12 protein-coding genes and 2 pseudogenes are annotated in these 18664 nt (G+C 61.3%); 4 read left to right on the forward strand and 10 right to left on the reverse strand.

Annotated elements, in window-relative coordinates; translation table 11 throughout:
- Nucleotides 1–27 precede the first annotated feature (27 nt).
- Nucleotides 28–819: a substrate-binding periplasmic protein gene (locus tag ACZZZP_RS00270; protein WP_463536178.1), complete on the forward strand. Its 792-nt coding sequence runs from the start codon at nt 28–30 to the stop codon at nt 817–819.
- Here the strand turns inward: ACZZZP_RS00270 and ACZZZP_RS00275 are convergent.
- Both ACZZZP_RS00275 and dbpA read right to left on the reverse strand, forming a co-directional pair.
- Nucleotides 816–2052 (reverse strand): annotated as a pseudogene (locus ACZZZP_RS00275) (GGDEF domain-containing response regulator). The gene ACZZZP_RS00270 and the pseudogene ACZZZP_RS00275 overlap by 4 nt on opposite strands.
- A 117-nt stretch (nt 2053–2169) precedes the next feature.
- Nucleotides 2170–3549, reverse strand: a complete 1380-nt coding sequence (gene dbpA / locus ACZZZP_RS00280) for an ATP-dependent RNA helicase DbpA (protein WP_122497583.1) — start codon at nt 3547–3549, stop codon at nt 2170–2172.
- A 222-nt stretch (nt 3550–3771) separates the two neighbouring features.
- Between dbpA and ACZZZP_RS00285 the strand changes: the two are divergent.
- Nucleotides 3772–5021, forward strand: a pseudogene (locus ACZZZP_RS00285) (HD-GYP domain-containing protein).
- A gap of 36 nt (nt 5022–5057) precedes the next feature.
- Here the strand turns inward: ACZZZP_RS00285 and mdtD are convergent.
- Entirely contained in the window at nt 5058–6485 is a 1428-nt protein-coding gene (gene mdtD / locus ACZZZP_RS00290; protein WP_463384493.1) for a multidrug transporter subunit MdtD, read from the reverse strand.
- A 199-nt stretch (nt 6486–6684) separates the two neighbouring features.
- Between mdtD and torT the strand changes: the two genes are divergently transcribed.
- The gene (gene torT, locus ACZZZP_RS00295) at nt 6685–7716 is read left to right on the forward strand and encodes a TMAO reductase system periplasmic protein TorT (RefSeq protein WP_463384494.1); all 1032 of its coding nucleotides are present in this window, start codon (nt 6685–6687) and stop codon (nt 7714–7716) included.
- A gap of 490 nt (nt 7717–8206) precedes the next feature.
- On the opposite strand, the gene betA is transcribed toward torT, so the two are convergent.
- The 7 genes from betA to ACZZZP_RS00330 all read right to left on the reverse strand — a co-directional run bounded on the left by betA (nt 8207) and on the right by ACZZZP_RS00330 (nt 16673).
- The gene (betA, locus tag ACZZZP_RS00300) at nt 8207–9889 is read right to left on the reverse strand and encodes a choline dehydrogenase (RefSeq protein WP_463384495.1); all 1683 of its coding nucleotides are present in this window, start codon (nt 9887–9889) and stop codon (nt 8207–8209) included.
- 123 nt (nt 9890–10012) lie between these two features.
- A complete protein-coding gene (gene betB, locus ACZZZP_RS00305) occupies nt 10013–11485 on the reverse strand; it encodes a betaine-aldehyde dehydrogenase (RefSeq protein ID WP_463384496.1) in 1473 nt (490 codons plus the stop codon).
- A 40-nt stretch (nt 11486–11525) separates the two neighbouring features.
- Nucleotides 11526–12116: a transcriptional regulator BetI gene (gene betI / locus ACZZZP_RS00310; protein ID WP_463384497.1), complete on the reverse strand. Its 591-nt coding sequence runs from the start codon at nt 12114–12116 to the stop codon at nt 11526–11528.
- A gap of 199 nt (nt 12117–12315) precedes the next feature.
- A complete protein-coding gene (gene choV, locus ACZZZP_RS00315) occupies nt 12316–13542 on the reverse strand; it encodes a choline ABC transporter ATP-binding protein (RefSeq protein ID WP_463536179.1) in 1227 nt (408 codons plus the stop codon).
- On the reverse strand, nt 13539–14384 hold the full coding sequence (gene choW, locus ACZZZP_RS00320; protein ID WP_463384499.1) for a choline ABC transporter permease subunit: 846 nt from the start codon (nt 14382–14384) through the stop codon (nt 13539–13541). The genes choV and choW overlap by 4 nt, the downstream gene beginning before the upstream one ends.
- A 103-nt stretch (nt 14385–14487) precedes the next feature.
- Nucleotides 14488–15429, reverse strand: a complete 942-nt coding sequence (locus ACZZZP_RS00325; RefSeq protein WP_122497568.1) for a choline ABC transporter substrate-binding protein — start codon at nt 15427–15429, stop codon at nt 14488–14490.
- Between the two features lie 299 nt (nt 15430–15728).
- Entirely contained in the window at nt 15729–16673 is a 945-nt protein-coding gene (locus tag ACZZZP_RS00330; RefSeq protein WP_463384500.1) for a choline ABC transporter substrate-binding protein, read from the reverse strand.
- Nucleotides 16674–17026: 353 nt separating this feature from the next.
- Here ACZZZP_RS00330 and ACZZZP_RS00335 point away from each other — a divergent pair, with 353 nt between their 5' ends.
- Nucleotides 17027–18403, forward strand: coding sequence for an L-serine ammonia-lyase (locus ACZZZP_RS00335; protein WP_463384501.1), 1377 nt, complete (start codon nt 17027–17029; stop codon nt 18401–18403).
- Nucleotides 18404–18664 lie beyond the last annotated feature (261 nt).

Consider the following 18664-nt stretch of genomic DNA (forward strand, 5'->3'; position numbering starts at 1 on the left):
ACGGGTCAGACTGAGAAGACGCCAGGCATGAAGTTATTCCCGCGCCTTATGTTGTGGCTGGTTATAGCCTGTAGCGCATCGACGAGCGCCGAGTCGCTGCGCTTGGTGGCCAATACCTGGCCGCCGTTCAACGATGTGAACCTGCTCAATAACGGGTTATCCAGCGACCTGGTGATCACCGCGCTCAAGCGCGCCGGTTACTCCAGTGCCTATTTCCAAGTGCCCTGGGCGCGGGTGCTGTACGGCCTACAAGCGGGCGACTACGACATTGTGCTGAGCGCCTGGTACGACGCCGAGCGGGCCCAGTACGGCGTTTTTTCCGAGCCCTATTTGGTTAACCGCATCCGCTTCTTGCGGCGCAAAGGCAGCGACATCCACTTCAAAGCCTTGAGCGATCTGGCCGACAACAGCATCGCCGTGGTGCGCGGTTATTCGTATCAGCGCGAGTTCGACAACGCCCCGTCGCTGCTCAGGGTGCCGGTGGTGGATTTCGCCATGGGCGCACGCATGCTCGCGGCCGGCCGCGTGCAAATGACCCTCGAAGATGAATTGGTGGCGCGCCACTACTTTCAGCACGAGCTGCGCGGCATCGAAGACCAAGTGGAATTTTTGCCGAAACCGTTAAGCGAAAACGGTTTGCACATTCTGGTGCGCAGCAATCACCCGCACGCGCAAGAGATCGTGACCGGCTTTAATAAAGCCATGCAGGCCATGCGTGAAGACGGCACCTACGCCAAAATTTTCGCCGCTCATGGTTTTGCGGCGGCGAGTGATGCAGTGGGCCCGACCGGGCAAGACCCGGGCGAAATCCTGACCTAGCTGCTGACCGTGCGGCCGCGACCCTGATGCTTGGCCTGGTACAAACGACCGTCGGCGTGATGCAGCAGACTTTCCAGATCCTCGGCCGCGCCCTGGTACACGCCCGCGCTGAAATTCAGCGGCGGTGCGTCGGTGGCATAGCGCAAACCTGCCGCCACCTGGCGCAACTGTTCCAGGGCCACGTGCAACGCCGGCGCGTCCTGGCGGCTGATCAACGCAAACTCCTCGCCGCCCAAACGCCCGAGCAGGGCGTCGGGGGAAGACTTGCAACAAGGCGCGGGCAAACAACACCAACGCCGTATCGCCGCTGGCGTGGCCGTAGTCGTCGTTGATGCTTTTGAATAAATCCAGATCGAGCATCGCCACGCTCAGATCGTGGCCACCGCGTTGCGCCAGCTTGCACATTTGCGTGCCTTGCTCGTAGAAGGCGCGGCGGTTGTAGAGGTTAGTCAGCGAATCGAACAAGGCCGCTTGCTTGAGCGCTTGCATCAGGTCGCGACGTTCCAGGGTCGACATCACGCGGCAGTTGAGTTCTTCCGGGCAAAACGGTTTGCGCAAGAAGTCGTCGGCGCCGTGTTTGATAAACAGCGCGCTGAGCGAGCCTTTGGTGTCTGCCGACAGGCCAAGAATGATCAAGTCGGAACGCTTCATTTTTTGGCGCAGCAACTTCACCAGATCGAAGCCGCTGATACCCGGCATGCTGTGGTCGACCAGCAGCAGGTCGATGTCGGGCTGCTCTTTGAGAATTTGCAGGGCCTGGTTGCCGTCTTGCGCTTCGATGATCTGGTACAGGTGGGACGTGAGAATGCGCCGGATGAAATTGCGCGTGGCCTCGGAGTCTTCAGCCACCAGAATCTTCACCTGGCTGTTGCTCTCCAGACGGTGCAGCAGGCGGAACGCGTATTCGTAGGAGTGCTGACTTTCCTTCAACACGTAGTCGACCACGCCCTTGAGCAACAACTCGTCGCGGCGCTGCTCGTTGTACGAGCCGCTGAGCACGATGCACGGCAGGTTGAAGCCCAGCACCAGGTCGACGATTTCACCGTCCATGGCATCGGGCAAGTTGAGGTCGACGATGGCGGCGAAGAACAGCTCGGCGGAGGTTTCCAGCATCACCTGGGCTTCACCCAGCGAGGCGCAGAACACCGGTTGCAGATTGGCTTCCTGGCGGAACAGGTGCTCCAGGATTTTGAGCACGAGCGGGCTGTCTTCGACGACCAGAATATTCCTCACCTACAACTCCTTGTAATCGCGGTGGCCGGCACCGTACGGCGTGTTCCCGATCGCGGCTAAAGCCGCTCCTACAGAAAACCGATTTCCTGTGGGAGCGGCTTTAGCCGCGATACTTTCTTACAACATTCTTACCCGAATCGACTTGCCCTTGATCTTGCCGCTATTCAAGCGATTCAGCGCCTGGTTTACCACGTTGCGATCCACTGCCACGTAGGCCTGGTAATCAAAAATCGCAATCTTGCCGACCTTGTCACCGGCGATGCCGGCATCGCCTGTCAGCGCGCCGAGAATGTCGCCGGGGCGCACTTTGTCTTTGCGCCCAGCGGCGATGCACAGGGTCACCATCGGCGGTTGCAGCGGGCCGCCGGGTTGCGGTTTCAGGTTGTCGAGCTGGTCCCAGTGCAGCGGCGCTTGCTGGCGGGTTTCGATGGCTTGCGCGCGGTGCCCTTCGGCGGGGGCGACCAGGCTCAAGGCCAGACCTTTTTCGCCGGCGCGACCGGTACGGCCAACGCGGTGAATGTGGATTTCCGAGTCGCGCGCCAGCTCCACGTTGATCACTGCGTCGAGGGCGTCGATGTCCAGACCACGCGCTGCCACGTCTGTGGCCACCAGCACGCTGCAACTGCGGTTGGCAAACATCGCCAGCACCTGATCGCGGTCACGCTGTTCCAAATCGCCGTGCAGGCTCTGCGCCGAAAAGCCCTTGGCGGTGAGGTGATCGACCACTTCCTGACACTGTTGCTTGGTAAAGCAGAACGCCACGCACGATTGCGGACGGAAGTGCGCCAGCAGTTTTGTGACTGCCTGCATGCGTTGGTCCGGATCAATCTCGTAAAAACGCTGCTCAATCTGGCTGTCGGCGTGCAGCGCCTCGGCCTTGACTTGCTGCGGATTGCGCATGAACGCGGCCGACAGTTGCTTAATGCCGGCCGGGTAGGTGGCGGAGAACAGCAGCGTCTGACGCTTGCTCGGGGTCTGACCAATGATGTCGGTGATGGCGTCGTTGAAACCCATGTCGAGCATGCGGTCGGCTTCGTCGAGCACCAGTGTGTTGAGGCCGTCGAGCTTCAACGTGCCTTTACGAAGGTGCTCCTGAATCCGACCCGGCGTGCCGACGATGATGTGCGCGCCGTGCTCCAGCGAGCCGATTTGCGGGCCGAAGGGCACGCCGCCGCACAGCGTCAGCACTTTGATGTTGTCGGCGCTGCGGGCCAGGCGGCGAATTTCTTTGGCCACTTGGTCGGCCAGCTCGCGGGTCGGGCACAGCACCAACGCCTGACAGCCGAAATAACGCGGGTTTAGCGGGTTTAGCAGACCGATACCAAAGGCAGCCGTTTTGCCGCTGCCGGTTTTGGCCTGGGCGATCAGGTCCATGCCCTTGAGAATCACCGGCAGGCTTTGTGCCTGAATCGGCGTCATTTCGGCGTACCCCAGCGACTCGAGGTTGGCCAACATGGCGGCGGACAGGGGCAACGAATTGAACGCGGTGGAAGTCACGGCACAGACCTGCTAAACGGAAATGGCGTGCAGTGTAACAGGGGCGCCGCGCGGCGCGGCATGGGCCGTACCGGCGCGCGACAGACTGCGTTGAAAAACTGCGTTGCAGCCGACGGATTACGGCTAAAGTCTGGCGCAGAACTGGCCATTTGCTGGTATTACTTCTTTGTCGGGCTTGCGCTCATGCATGCCCGTTACCGAAGACCGTTTCCGGGTGCCACCGTGCTGAAACGAATCGCCGTTACCGACCTTTGCCTGGGCATGCACATTCACGAGTTTTGCGGTTCGTGGATGGAGCACCCATTCTGGAAGGCCAAGTTTCTCCTTACCGAAGACAAAGACCTCAAGCGAATCCTCGACAGTGGCATCGAGGAAGTGTGGATCGACGCCTCCAAAGGTCGCGATGTCGCTGACGGCAGCGCTGCGTTAAGCCAGGCGGAGGTGGCGGCTGAAGTGGATAACCTGCTGGTGACTGAAGCCCAGGCGCCGCAGAAGCCGATCAGCGCTTCGCTGGATGACGAAGTCAAACGTGCACAAAAACTATGCGCCCGCTCGAAAAAGCGGTGGTCGCCATGTTCGGCGAAGTACGCATGGGCCAGGCCATTAACGCGGAGCACGTGGCCGAGTTGGTGGAAGAAATCGCCGATTCGGTGGCCCGCCACCCTGACGCCATGATCAGCCTGGCACGCCTGAAGACCTGTGATGAATACACCTACATGCATTCAGTGGCCGTGTGCGCGCTGATGATTGCCCTGGCGCGTCAGCTTGAACTGGCGGAGGAACAGGTTCGCGAGGCGGGCGTCGCCGGTTTGCTGCACGACATCGGCAAAATGATGATCCCCGACGCCATCCTCAACAAACCCGGCAAGCTCACCGACGCCGAATTCATCACCGTGCGCCAACACCCGGAAGCCGGCGTGCGCTTGCTGGGCGTGAACCAGCAAGTGAGTGATGCGGTGATCGACGTGTGCCTGCACCACCACGAAAAAATCGATGGCAGCGGCTACCCGCATCGTTTGAAAGGCGACGAAATCAGCCTGTTCGCCAAGATGGGCGCGGTGTGCGACGTGTATGACGCCATCACCTCCAACCGCCCGTACAAAGCCGGCTGGGACCCCGCCGAATCCATTCGCAAAATGGCCGAGTGGAGCAAAGGGCATTTTGATCAGGCGGTGTTTCAGGCCTTCGTCAAATCGGTCGGCATTTACCCCACCGGTTCGCTGGTGCGCTTGGAAAGCGGGCGGCTGGGGCTGGTTATGGACCAACACCCCACCTCACTGCTGACGCCCCGGGTAAAAGTGTTTTTCTCGGCCAAGTCGAAAACCCCGATCCCTCAGCAAATCGTCGACTTATCCAAGCTGGTCGGCCGGGAAAAGATCGTCGGCCGCGAGGCGCCGGAGGACTGGAACTTCCCCCGGCTGGAAGAATTGTGGAGCGGGCTGCCGACCAAGAACGGCAGTTACTTCGGCTAGGCCCTCAGCGGCGTTGCCTTTAGTTGAGCACCTCATTTAGTCGTGCACCTCAGTTGCGATCCGGTTCGCCTTGCGCCCATCCTCCGGCGATAGCTGCAGAAATATTCCCGCCGCCAGCAGCGTCAACACGCCCACACACAGAAACGTCAGCTGAAACGCACCGAGGACGCTGTCGATTTCGCCCGTGCCGATCTCACTGGTAAACCCGCCCAATAACGCCGCGCCGGAAGCGATGCCAAGGCTGATCGCCAGTTGCACCACCACCGACAGCAGGCTGTTGCCGCTGCTGGTGCTGGCGTCGTCCAGATCAATCAGGGTGACGGTGTTCATGGCCGTGAATTGCATGGAATTCACCGCGCCGAGAAAGCCCAAATGCAGCAACAACAGCGCGTAAGGCGTGTCGGCGCTGACGGTGCCCAGGCTGGCCAACAGGGCGCCGAGCAGCAGGGTGTTGCCGGTGAGCACGGTGCGGTAGCCGAAGCGGTCGATGATGGTTTTTGCCACCGGCTTTACCGCCATCGCCGCCAGGGCCAGGGGAATCATGCTCATGCCTGCCTGGGCGGGCGAATAACCCAGCGCCACTTGCAGCAGCAGCGGCACCAGAAAGGGCAACGAGCCGCTGCCCAGGCGGGCGAACAAATTACCCAGAATGCCGACCGCAAACGTGCGCGTGCGAAACAGCCGGGGCGAGAACAGCGGCTCGTCCACCTGCCCGGCGCGCAGCCAATAAGCGGCCAGACAGGCCAGGCCGCCGAGCAGCAGCACCATCACGCGCATATGCGCCAGGTGCAGCTCACCCAACCCTTCGAGGGCAATGGTGATCAACACCATGGCGCCACCAAACAGGAGAAAACCCAGGGTGTCGAAGCGGCTGCGTTGCGGCCCGCGCAGGTCTGGCATCACGCGGTATACCGCGATGCAGCCGATGATGCCGACCGGAATGTTGATCAGAAAAATCCAATGCCAACTGGCGTACTCCACCAGCCAGCCGCCCAGCGTCGGGCCAATCAGCGGACCCAGCAAACCGGGCAGGGTGATGAAACTCATGATGCGCACCAGTTCCGTGCGCGGGTAGGCGCGCAGCACCACCAAACGCCCGACCGGCATCATCAACGCGCCGCCCAACCCCTGCACGATGCGCGCGCCCACCAACTGCGGAAGGCTGACGCTAAGGGCGCAGAGCAACGAGCCGAGGCTGAATAACAAAATCGCGCCGAAGAAAATCCGCCGTGTGCCGAAGCGATCGGCAATCCAGCCAGAGGCCGGAATCAGCAGCGCCACCGTCAGCATGTAAGCGATGACCACCGACTGCATGCGCAGCGGGTCTTCGAGCAGCTCGCGGGCCATGGCCGGCAGGGCCGTGTTGAGAATGGTGCCGTCCAGGGTCTGCATAAAAAATGCGATGGCGACAATCCAGGGCAGCAAACGGGCAGTGCGGGCATCCAGCGCGGGTTGTACGGGCATAACAGGTCTCGACTTCTGAGCGACACGGGCAACGCTGCACGGACTCTAGGCCCAAGCTTTGCAACTGACCAGCAGCTATGGCGCAAATGGCCTCGGTTCAGACCTGATTTTGCCGCCGGCGGGTTGGCATTATTCAAATGCGACTGCCACGCTTGTACCGGCGTTCCATTGTGCTAATTCACTGGTTAAGGCTTGCCTCATGCGGCTGATGTGTTGCGTAACGATGTGCTTGCTGTTCGCGCTGCCCCTGCGCGCCGAGGAGTGGTTCCCGGTGCCCGTGGTTAGCGATGGGCAACCCGCCAGTTATCGGCCGCAACTCAAAGCCAGCAAGCCGTGGCGTATTTGCGCGATGGTGCCGCAAGGCGTCGGCCGTTACTGGTGGGCGATGTCGTGGGGCTTGTCGCAAGAGGCCAATCGCCAGGGCGTGCGGCTGGGCATTTACGATGCTGGCGGCTATGCAAACGCCACGGTTCAGAGCGGCCAATTCGCCCGCTGCGTTGATCGCGGCGCCGACGCGTACATCATCGGCGCCGTCAGCGACACGGCATTGTGCGGGCAAATCAAAGCGGTCGCCGATCAGGGCGCGCCGGTGATTGACCTGGCCAATCGGCTCGACTGCCCCGGCGTCAGCGCTCATTCGCGGGTGGACTTCGCCACCATGACCGAGGCGGCCGTCGCCTACATGCTGGCCAACAGCAAAGGCCGCGCGATTCGCGTCGGCTGGTTCCCCGGACCGCAAGGCGCGGGCTGGTTGAAAGATGCCGAAGCGGGTTTGCACAAGGCGCTTGAAGGCACCCCGGTTACATTGATTCATGGCGGCTACGGGCCGGCGGATATTTCCGGGCAGGCACCGTTGATTCGCGGCTTGTTGGAGCGCGAGCCCACGCTCGATTACATCGTCGGCAACGCCGAGGCAGCGGCATTTGCCTCGCGCCTGCGGCACAACAGCGGGCCGCGTTATCACTTCGAGACGTTGTCGTTTTATACCAACGAGCGGTTGCTGGAGCCGATTGCACAGGGGCAGGTGCTGGCGGCACCGACCGATTCACCGGTGGTGCAAGCGCGCATTGCGGTGGATATGGCGGTGCGGTTGTTGGAGAAGCAGACGGTGGCGAGATGGGTGAGTCCGCAGATCATCATGTTGGATCGCGATACGGTAGGCGGGCTGGATTTGAGTGTGCTGGTGCCGCCGAATGGGCAGTGGATGATTCGTAGGAATTTGCCGGACTAGTCTGCTCGTCGCCAGCGCCTGGCGATCGCAGTTTTCATTCGTTACCGCGGGTGCTGAACGTTTTGTTTCGCCCCTTACGGGCGAGTCACTTTTCTCAGTCGCCAGAAAAGTAACCAAAAGCGCTCGCCCCGACCTCGGCCCTACGCTGCGCTTCGGGTCCCCTCGCTTCGGTGATGCTCCCGGCGGCGCGCCGCGATGGGCCATCCGTGGCCCACCGCGTCTCGCTCGGCTTCCTGCCTCGCGTCCACCTACGCATCACCTGCGCTCGGCCTTCGCCAACGGGGCGGGAGGATCAAGATCAAAAGCCCGATCAAAAGCGATAGATCACACGCTAAATCAAAAGCATCGCGGCTAAAGCCGCTCCTACAGGTTGTGTAATCTGTGGGAATGACTTCAGTCGCGATGGGTAGGTCAAGATCAACCCAGATCAAAAGCAAAGGCACGTTCCCCTGTGGGAGCGGCTTTAGCCGCGATGCTTTTGACCTTTTGCTCAGCGCAACGGCGTGCCTCTAACCGGCGCCCCATTGGCGACGTAGTAGGGCGCGGTACTGCGTGGCAGCGGCGCGCGACCGCGGATTTTGTCGGCGATTTTCTCCGCGATCATGATGGTCGGCGCGTTGAGATTGCCGGTGGTGATCAGCGGCATGATCGAGGCATCCACCACGCGCAATCCCTGCACGCCATGCACGCGGCCTTCGCCGTCGACTACGGCCATGTCGTCGGTGCCCATCTTGCAGGAGCAGGAGGGATGGAACGCCGTTTCGGCATGCTCGCGCACGAATTGGTCGAGCTGCTCGTCGGTCTGCACCTCGGGGCCAGGGCTGATTTCGCGGCCGCGGAAGGGGTCGAGCGCCGGCTGGTTCATGATTTCGCGGGTGATGCGAATACCGTCGCGGAATTCTTGCCAGTCCTGTTCGGTGGCCATGTAGTTGAACAGGATGCTCGGGTGTTCGCGCGGGTCTTTGGATTTGAGCTGAATACGCCCGCGGCTCGGTGAGCGCATGGAGCCCACGTGCGCCTGGAAGCCGTGCTCTTTAACGCCGTTGCTGCCGTTGTAGTTAATCGCCACGGGCAGGAAGTGGTATTGAATATTCGGCCATTCGAACTCGGCGCGGCTGCGGATAAACCCGCCCGCTTCGAATTGGTTGCTGGCGCCGATGCCTTTGCCCAGGAACAGCCATTTCGCGCCAATCGGCGGCTGGTTCCACCACAGCAACGACGGGTACAGCGACACCGGCTGGGTGCAGGCGTATTGCAGGTACATTTCCAGGTGGTCTTGCAGGTTTTCGCCAACGCCGGGCAGGTCGTGCACCAGGGGAATGCGCAGTTTTTTCAGCAAGGCCGCCGGGCCAACGCCGGAGCGCTGCAAGATTTGCGGTGAGGCGATGGCGCCCGAGCATACGAGCACTTCGCGGCGTGCCATGGCTTCCACGGGAATCGAGCTGGTGCCCTTCATGTACGCTACGCCCACGGCTTGTTTGCCTTCGAACAGCACGCGGTCGGTGAGGGCGTGGGTGACGATGGTCAGGTTTGGCCGACCGCGCGCTTGGTCGAGATAACCGCGCGCCGTGCTGGAGCGCCGGCCTTGTGGTGTGACGGTGCGGTCCATGGGCCCGAAGCCTTCCTGCTGGTAACCGTTGAGGTCTTCGGTGCGCGGGTAACCGGCTTGCACGCCTGCTTCGACCATGGCTTTGAACAGCGGATTATTGCCGGCCTTTGGCGTGGTGACGCTCACCGGGCCGTCGCCGCCGTGGTAGTCGTTGGGGCCGATGTCGCGGGTTTCGGCTTTGCGGAAGTAGGGCAGGCAGTCGAGGTAGCTCCAGTCTTCCAGTCCTGGGTTTTTTGCCCAGCCGTCGTAGTCCATGGCGTTGCCACGGATGTAGCACATGCCGTTGATCAGCGACGAGCCGCCCAGGCCTTTGCCGCGCCCGCATTCCATGCGGCGGTTGTTCATGTGCGGTTCGGGGTCGGTTTCGTACGCCCAGTTGTAGCGCCGGCCTTGCAGCGGAAAGGCTAACGCGGCGGGCATCTGGGTGCGAAAGTCGAGGCGATAGTCCGGGCCGCCCGCTTCGAGTAGCAGCACGGTGACGTCGGCATCTTCGGTCAGGCGCGTGGCCAAGGTGTTACCGGCCGAGCCGGCGCCGACGATGATGTAATCGAATTCTGTGTTCATGATTGGTCCTGAATCAGACGCGGCAAACCGTATGAATGCGGCCTGTGGGAGCGGCTTTAGCCGCGAGTTGTTGACCTTGAAGAGCATCGCGGCTTAAGCCGCTCCCACAGGAAGTTGCAATGCCTAGAACACCGACGTATACCCACCCAACTCCACCTGCACCGATTTAATTCGCGTGTACTGCGCCAGCGTCACCAGGCCGTTTTCGCGCCCAACGCCGGACTGTTTGTAGCCGCCCACCGGCATTTCGGCCGGCGACTCGCCCCAGGTGTTGATCCAGCAAATGCCGGCTTCCAGTTGGTGAATCACGCGGTGGGCGCGGTTGAGGTCCTGGGTGATGATGCCGGCCGCCAGGCCGAACTCGGTGTCGTTGGCGCGGCGGATCACTTCGGCTTCGTCGTCGTACACCAGAATGCTCATCACCGGGCCGAAGATTTCTTCGCGCACGATGCTCATGTCGTCGGTGCAGTCGCTGAATACGGTGGGGGCCACGTAGGCGCCTTTGCCGAATTCGCCTGTGGTCACGCGTTCGCCGCCGATCAATAGACGCGCACCTTCTTCCTTGCCTTTGGCGATGTAGCCGAGCACGTTTTCCATGTGCGCGAAGCTCACCAGCGGACCGAAGTTGGTGCTGTCGTCGGTGGGGTCGCCGAGGCGAATGCGCTGCACGCGCTCCAGCACTTTGGCTTCGAAGCGTGCCTGCAAACTGCGCGGCACGAACACGCGGGTGCCGTTGGTGCACACCTGGCCGGAGCTGTAGAAGTTGGCCATCACGGCGATGTCGGCGGCGCGGTTGAGGTTGGCGTCTTCGAAGATGATCAACGGGCTCTTGCCGCCCAGTTCCATGGTCACTTCTTTAAGCGAAGAACTTGACGCGCTGGCCATGACTTTCTTGCCGGTGTCGGTGCCGCCGGTGAAGGAAATTTTCTCGATGGCCGGGTGTTCGGTGAGCCAGGTGCCGACTTCACGGCCACTGCCGGTGAGTACGTTGAACACGCCATCGGGCAGGCCGGCGGCGGTGTAGATTTCCGCCAGCTTCAGCGTGGTCAGCGAGGTGACTTCGCTGGGTTTGAAAATCATCGCGTTGCCCGCCGCCAGCGCCGGTGCGGATTTCCACAAGGCGATCTGAATCGGGTAGTTCCACGCGCCGATGCCGGCAACTACGCCCAGCGGTTCGCGGCGGGTGTAGACGAACGAGGTTTCGCGCAGCGGAATCTGCTCGCCTTCAATGGCGGGCACCAGGCCGGCGTAGTACTCGAGCACGTCGGCGCCGGTGACGATGTCGACGTAACGGGTTTCCGACAACGCTTTGCCGGTGTCCAGGGTCTCCAGTTCGGCCAGTTCGTCGTTGCGCTCGCGCAGAATGTCCACGGCTTTGCGCAGGATGCGCGAGCGCTGCATGGCGGTCATTGCCGCCCACACTTTCTGCCCCTTCTGCCCGCTCGCCACCGCGCGCTCCACATCTGCCTGCGAAGCCCGTTGCACCTCGGCCAGCACTTCGCCGTTGGCTGGGTTGATGGCCTGGAACGTGGCGCCGCTGGTGGCGTCAACGTAACCGCCGTGGATGTAGAGTTTTTGCAGGGGGAAACGGGCCATGGTGTCCTCGCGAAATTCGGGTGAAGGGAAGGGCGAGCGCTTAGCCCGCCTGCCTGGCCAATTGTTGGTCCAGGTAGTCGAAAGCGATTTGCAGCGCTTGCTGGGTATCGAACGCCTCGCCACTCAGGGCGCCGCGCAACCACAAGCCATCAATCAGTGCCGCCAGCCCACGGGCGGCCAGGCGCGCCTCGTTAACGGGCAATACGCGGCGGAATTCGCAGCAGATATTCGAATACAGACGGTGGTCGTTGATGCGTTGCAGGCGACGCAGCGAAGGCTGGTGCATGCTGCTGGCCCAGAACGCCAACCAGGTTTTCATGGCCGGGCCGTTGACCTGGCTATCGTCGAAGTTGCCTTCAATGATGGTGCGGATGTGGGCGCGCGGGCTGGCGTCTTCCAGCAACGCGCGACGGTCGCGCACCGACAGGCTGAGGGCCGTCATCAGGTGACGCATGGTGGCCTCGAGCAGGCCGTTTTTGTCTTGGAAGTAATGACTGATGATGCCGTTGGACACGCCAGCCAAACGGGCGATCAGTGCGATGCTGGCGTCCATGCCCACTTGGTCCACGGCTTCCAGGGTGGCGTGAATAAGCTGTGAACGGCGGATGGGTTGCATCCCTACTTTGGGCATTGGTGTACTCCTGCATCCAGACGCGACGGGCTTTACAGCAGTCTAGTGAGTTTTTATTGAACGCGGAATCAATAAAAACGACCGGCTGTAGCTGGGAGCGACATAGGGGAGTCGGTGTGGTGTGTTCGCGACATGGGAACGGGACGCCGATTCTGTAGGAGCGGCTTCAGCCGCGATGCTTTCATCAAGAACATCGCGGCTAATCGGATGCCGCCCAGCCATTCCCACAAGAATCTGCGTAGGCGGTTAGCCCAGATTTTTTACCCAACAACGCGTGATACAACTCCGTATCCCCCAACACCCCCACCACCCGATTGGCATCGTGAAGCACCAGTTTGTGCCCGGTCTGGTAGCGGATTTGCAACGCGTCGCGCATGCCGATGTTGGAGTCGACCAAGGTTGGGCGGCGGGTCAGGCTTTCTACGGCATCGCCCGGTGCCCAGTTCTGCAAGGTGATGGCATCGGCGCCTTGGCGAGCGCCCTGGTACATATTGCCTTCGGCCAAGCCGAGCCAGGAATCGTTGCCAGGGTCCAGGCACACTTCGCCGTTTACCCGCGTGCATTTGTCCAGGCTGCGCATCAGGCTGCGACCGCACAGCACGTTGAGCGGGTTGGTGTGGGCGACGAAGGTGCGGACGTATTCGTCGGCCGGGTTGAGTACGATCTCTTCCGGCTTGCTGTATTGGATGATCCGACCGTCTTTCATGATGGCGATGCGGCTACCCAGTTTCAGCGCTTCGTCGAGGTCGTGACTAACGAACACGATGGTTTTGCTCAGCTTGCGTTGCAGTTCCAGCAGCTCGTCTTGCAAGCCTTGGCGAATCAGCGGGTCGAGGGCGGAGAACGGTTCGTCCATCAGCAGAATGTCGGCGTCCATGGCCAGCGCGCGGGCCAGGCCCACACGTTGCTGCATGCCGCCGGAAAGCTCATCCGGGCGCTTGTTGCGCCACTGCGTAAGGCCCACCAGTTCGAGTTTCTCATCCACCAGCTTGGTGCGCTGGGCGCTGGGGCGGCCCTGCATTTCCAGGCCGAAGCTGATGTTCTCGCGCACGGTCAGCCAGGGCATCAGGGCGAACTTCTGAAACACCATGGCGATGCGTTTGGTGCGCATGTCTTTGAGGGTGGCGGGCGAGCAATTGGCGATGTCCACTTCCTGGCCTTCGTGCTCGATCAGCAAGCGGCCACGGCTCACGGTGTTGAGGCCGTTGATGCAGCGCAGCAGGCTGGATTTGCCCGAGCCCGACAAGCCCATCATCACGCAGATTTCCCCGCGCTCGATGTCCAGGCTGGCTTTCTCGACGCCGACCACCAGGCCGGTTTTCTTCAGGATCTGGTCGCGGGTCATGCCCTGGTCAAGCAGCGCCAAGGCTTCCTTGGGGTACTTGGAGAAGATGACGTCGACGTTATCGAAACGAATCATGCTCATTGTTCAACCTTCACTTTCGCTTCGGGTTGTTTGCATACCCGGTCGAGGATGATGGCCAGCAGCACAATGGCCAGGCCGGCTTCGAAGCCGAGTGCGATGTCGGCTGTGTTCAGTGCGTTGACCACCGGTTTGCCCAGGCCATCGGCGCCGACCAGGGCGGCGATCACCACCATCGACAGCGACAGCATGATGCATTGGGTAATGCCCGCCGCGATGCTCGGCATGGCGTACGGCAGTTCGATGCGGGTCAGCAGTTGGCGGCGCGAGCAGCCGAACGCTTTGCCGGCGTCCATTAGCTCGTTAGGCACATCACGAATGCCCAGGTAGGTCAGGCGAATCGGTGCGGCCACCGCGAACACCACGGTGGAAATCAGCCCCGGCACAACGCCCAGGCCGAACAGGGTCAGGGTAGGAATCAGGTACACGAAGGTCGGTACGGTTTGCATCAGATCGAGGATCGGTTGCAGCACCGTGTAAAAGTGCGGGCGGTGCGCGGCCATGATGCCCAGCGGCACGCCAATCAATACGCAGATGAACGTGGCGAACAGCACTTGCGCCAGGGTTTCCATGGTCTCTTGCCAGTAGCCCAGGTTGAGAATCAGCAGAAACGAAAGGATGCAAAACAGGGTCAGGCCCCATTTGCGTTGAATCAGGTGGGTGAGCAAACCGAACAGGCCGATCAATACCAGCGGATTGAAAAAGGTCAGGCCATTGGTCACCCCATGGATCATGAATTCCAGGGCCGAGGCGATGGCATCGAAATACGACGCGCCATGCTGGGTCAGCCACTCTACGAATTCGGCGATTTTCTCGCCCAGAGGGAGTTTTTCAAAAGTCGGCATGGTAGAGATTATCCACGTGGGTCGGGATGGGCACAGGCTGCCGGGCGCGCCATCACGGCTGTGTGCGCGCCCGGTTACTGCTACTGTCTTTGGACGTGAAGGCTTACTTGGCGAGCGCAGCTTTGGCTGCGTCCAGGCCCGGCTTACCGTCGAGGGTGGTAACCCCGGCCAGCCAGGTGTCGAGCACTTGCGGGTTGGCTTTGAGCCAGGCTTTGGCGGCATCGCGGGGTTTCTGGTTTTCGTTGAGCACGGCGTCCATCAGGTTGTTTTCCATCTCCAGGGTGAAGGAGAGGTTGGTCAACAACTTGCCGACGTTGCCGCACTCTTGCACATAGCCTTTGCGCACGTTGGTGAGCACGGTGGCCTGGCCGAAGTTGGGGCCGAAGTACTCATCGCCGCCGGTGAGGTACTTCATCTTGTTGCGGGTGTTCATCGGGTGCGGTTCCCAGCCCAGGAACACCATGAACTCGTTCTTGCGGCTGGAGCGTTTGAGTTGCGAGAGCATGGCCGCTTCGCTGGACTCCACCACCTTGAAGCCCTTCAGGCCGAAGGCGTCTTTGTCGATCATGCTCTGGATCAGACGGTTGCCGTCGTTGCCAGGCTCGATGCCGTAGATTTTGCCGTCGAGCTTGTCTTTGAATTTGGCGATGTCGGAGAAATCTTTCAGGCCCGCCTCGTAGGCGTAGTCCGGTACGGCGAGGGTGTACTTGGCGCCTTCGAGGTTGGCGCGCACGGTTTCCACGGTGCCGGCATCACGGTAGGCCTTGATGTCGTTTTCCATGGTCGGCATCCAGTTGCCGAGGAACACGTCGAGGTCTTTGCCTGCGGCCAGTGATTTGTAGGTCACGGGCACGGAAATCATGGTGGTCTTGGTTTTGTAACCCAGCGACTCCAACACTTCACTGGTCACCGCGGTGGTCACGGTGATGTCGGTCCAGCCCACATCGGAAAAACGCACGGTGCTGCATGACGCAGGCTCGGCAGCGCTAGCCAGCAAGGGCAGGCTAAGCGTGGCGAGCAATAACAAGGGTGTGGACATTTTCATGGACTGACTCCTTTTAAAATTATTGGTTGGCAGTGCAGTACGCGCTTAGCCGCTTGTTGTAGTCCTGCTTATAGGGTCGGCCTCGGGTCGGGCAAGCGCGGGAAAGTCCCGGCATTGGCGCAACGAAGCCTAGCGGTCATGTCGAGAACGATCATGTAGCAGGACAATTCAAACGCCTACAGGGTGGGTCGCAACCAGTGCAGAGGGCGTCGTATCCAGCATTGATCAGGTCGTTTACGACGTTTTGCCCCTGAGCGCGAGCCTGCTTATTGCGAGGTTTTGCGCTCAGGGAATGATGCTCAGGGCGCCAGTTCGAGCTTTTCGCGCACCACCGCCAGTGCGGGTTTGCCGTCGCGCGTGGTCACGCCGTGCAGCCACTTATCGAGCACTTCGGGGTGCGCGTAGAGCCAGTCTTTGGCCGACTGGCGCGGGTTGGCGGTTTTGTTGATGACCTGGTCCATCAGCTCGTTTTCCATGCCCAGGCTGAATTCCAGATTGCTGAGCAAGGTGCCGACGTTCGTGCATTCCTTGCTGAAGTTTTTCCGCGTTAGCGAGTACACGGTGGCGCCGCCGTAGTCGGGGCCGAAGAACTCGTCGCCGCCGTCGAGGTATTTCATTTTCAGGTGGTTGTTCATCGGGTGCGGTTCCCAGCCGAGGAACACGATCCACTGCTGCAAATGCTCGGCGCGGGTCACGCTGGCGAGCATCTTCTGTTCGCTGCTTTCCACCAACTCGAACTGCCCACTGCCGAACGAGTTGCCTTTGATCATTTTCTGAATCAGCGCGTTGCCGTCGTTGCCGGGCTCGATGCCGTAGATTTTGCCGTCGAGTTTTTCGCGGAATTTGCCCAGGTCGGCGAAGCTTTTCAGGCCGCCGTCGTAGACGAACGTCGGCACCGCCAAGGTGTATTTGGCGCCGTGCAAGTTGGCCCGCACGCTCTCGATGCTGCCGGCGTCGAGGAAGGGTTTGATCTCATTTTCCTGGGCCGGCATCCAGTTGCCGAGGAACACGTCGATCTGTTTGGTTTCCAGGTTCTTGAAGGTGTCGGGCACCGACAGGCGCTTGGCATTGGTGGTGTAGCCCAGCGAGCCCAGCAGGTAGCGGCTGACGGCCGTGGTGACGGTAATGTCGGTCCAGCCCACGTCGGCAAAGCGCACCAGTTTGCAGCTTTCCGGTTCAGCGGCAGTGGCCAATACGGGCGTCGCCAGGCAGAGCGCCAGGCAAACAGAGGTCACGAGTTTCATGGGATGCTTTTCCTTAGCTGGACGGGTATTCACTCCAAACTTCCGTGTCTGCCGCGCGGGCGCACACCTGGAAGTCGCCGGTTGCCAAATGGCAGGCCCATACACTCGCAGGAAGCATGCCGGGCGCGGCGACTATGCGCGTGGGACGTGACCGCGGCCACGCTGGAGGTCGCGTTTAGAGTGGCCGAGGTCGCATTCAGCGCGGGGGGTGTCGCTGCCGGTCTCAAGGCAGCGCAGCGGCGACGTTGCTGGGCATGATCAAGTCGGTGTCAGACCCCGCACAGCGCACTAAAAGCCTGATGATCCGCGCAAGTTGGGCGCGCTTGCTGCCCTGTACCGGTTGAGGAAATACCATGGCCATCAGCGTGTTCGACCTATTCAAAATAGGCATCGGCCCCTCCAGCTCTCACACCGTTGGGCCGATGCGCGCCGCCGCCTTGTTTCTGCAAGGCCTGCGCGAACGCGGACAACTGCAACACGTGCGCCGCGTTGAAGTGCGCCTGTATGGCTCGTTGTCGGCCACCGGCGTCGGCCATGGCAGCGACAGCGCCGTCATCATGGGCTTGATGGGCGATTGGCCAGATGCGATCGACCCGGCGGCCATCGCCCCGCGCATGGCGGCGCTGCACGAAAGCGGTTGCCTGCTGCTCGACGGGCATTTCGAAGTGCCGTTCCAGTGGCCGCGCGACATGCTGCTGCTCGACGAAAACCTGCCATATCACCCCAACGCCATGACGCTGATTGCCGAAGGCGAGGGCGGCGAGCTGCACCGCGACACTTATTACTCCGTGGGCGGTGGATTCGTGGTGGACGCCGAGCAGGCTGCCAGCGGCCTGCTGGATCAGGACCACACGGCGCTGCCGTACGATTTCTCCAGTGCCGAAGAACTGCTGCAGTTGTGCAAAACCCACAACCTGCGCGTGTCGGAGCTGATGATGGCCAACGAAAAGGCCTGGCGCAGTGAAGCGGAAATTCGCCAAGGCCTGATGCGCCTGTGGAAGGCCATGTGCGAGTGCGTCAATAACGGCCTCAAGCACGAAGGCATTCTGCCCGGCGGCTTGAACGTGAAACGCCGCGCCGCCAAGTTGCACCGCAGCCTGCAGGAGCTGGGCAAGCCCAACGTGATTGGCTCGACATTGAGCGGCATGGAGTGGGTGAACCTGTTCGCCCTGGCCGTGAACGAAGAAAACGCAGCGGGCGGGCGCATGGTGACCGCGCCTACCAATGGCGCGGCCGGCATCATTCCCGCCGTGCTGCATTACTTCGTGCGCTTCAGCCCGGCGGTGACCGAAGCGGACGTGTGCGATTACTTCCTGGCCGCTGCCGCCATTGGCATTTTGTGCAAAAAGAACGCGTCGATATCCGGCGCTGAAGTCGGCTGCCAGGGCGAAGTGGGTTCAGCGTGCGCCATGGCCGCTGCGGGCTTGGCGGAGATTCTGGGCGCTACGCCAGGCCAGTTGGAAAACGCCGCCGAGATCGGCCTGGAACACAATTTGGGTCTGACCTGCGACCCGGTGGGCGGGCTGGTGCAAGTGCCCTGCATCGAGCGCAACGCCATCGCCGCGGTGAAAGCCATCAACGCCGCGCAAATGGCGCTGCGTGGCGATGGTGAGCACTTCATTTCCCTTGATCGAGTGATCCGCACCATGCGCGACACCGGCGCCGACATGCATGACAAATACAAAGAGACCTCGCGCGGCGGGCTGGCGGTGAGTGCGATTGAGTGCTGAGGTGGCTTTGGCGATCACCGTTTGCAGGAATCGAGGCTAAAGCCTCTCCTACAGAAGCTATGCGGTCCTTGTGGGAGAGGCTTTAGCCTCAAGTTTTTGATCTCGCCGTGAAGCCAGCCGTCTGTGCAAAACGCTGCACACTTTTTGATCGCTGTACTTCCCCCACGCCATGTTTTGGCGCGGTGTAACGGCCAGCGATCTGCCAGCAGTGACAGTTTCCAGGCCCATCGCGAAGGCGCCCGCCTAAGTGCTACGAAACTG

The sequence above is a fragment of the Pseudomonas sp. AC211 genome (genome assembly GCF_979258055.1).

Coding starts and splice junctions, on each gene's coding strand:
- choV (WP_463536179.1), bottom strand. CDS start 13,542: ATGAGCATGATTCGTTTCGATAACGTCGACGTCATCTTCTCCAAGTAC.
- betB (WP_463384496.1), bottom strand. CDS start 11,485: ATGGCCCGTTTCCCCCTGCAAAAACTCTACATCCACGGCGGTTACGTT.
- mdtD (WP_463384493.1), bottom strand. CDS start 6,485: ATGCCCGTACAACCCGCGCTGGATGCCCGCACTGCCCGTTTGCTGCCC.
- ACZZZP_RS00330 (WP_463384500.1), bottom strand. CDS start 16,673: ATGAAACTCGTGACCTCTGTTTGCCTGGCGCTCTGCCTGGCGACGCCC.
- torT (WP_463384494.1), top strand. CDS start 6,685: ATGCGGCTGATGTGTTGCGTAACGATGTGCTTGCTGTTCGCGCTGCCC.
- betA (WP_463384495.1), bottom strand. CDS start 9,889: ATGAACACAGAATTCGATTACATCATCGTCGGCGCCGGCTCGGCCGGT.
- choW (WP_463384499.1), bottom strand. CDS start 14,384: ATGCCGACTTTTGAAAAACTCCCTCTGGGCGAGAAAATCGCCGAATTC.
- ACZZZP_RS00325 (WP_122497568.1), bottom strand. CDS start 15,429: ATGAAAATGTCCACACCCTTGTTATTGCTCGCCACGCTTAGCCTGCCC.
- betI (WP_463384497.1), bottom strand. CDS start 12,116: ATGCCCAAAGTAGGGATGCAACCCATCCGCCGTTCACAGCTTATTCAC.
- ACZZZP_RS00270 (WP_463536178.1), top strand. CDS start 28: ATGAAGTTATTCCCGCGCCTTATGTTGTGGCTGGTTATAGCCTGTAGC.
- ACZZZP_RS00335 (WP_463384501.1), top strand. CDS start 17,027: ATGGCCATCAGCGTGTTCGACCTATTCAAAATAGGCATCGGCCCCTCC.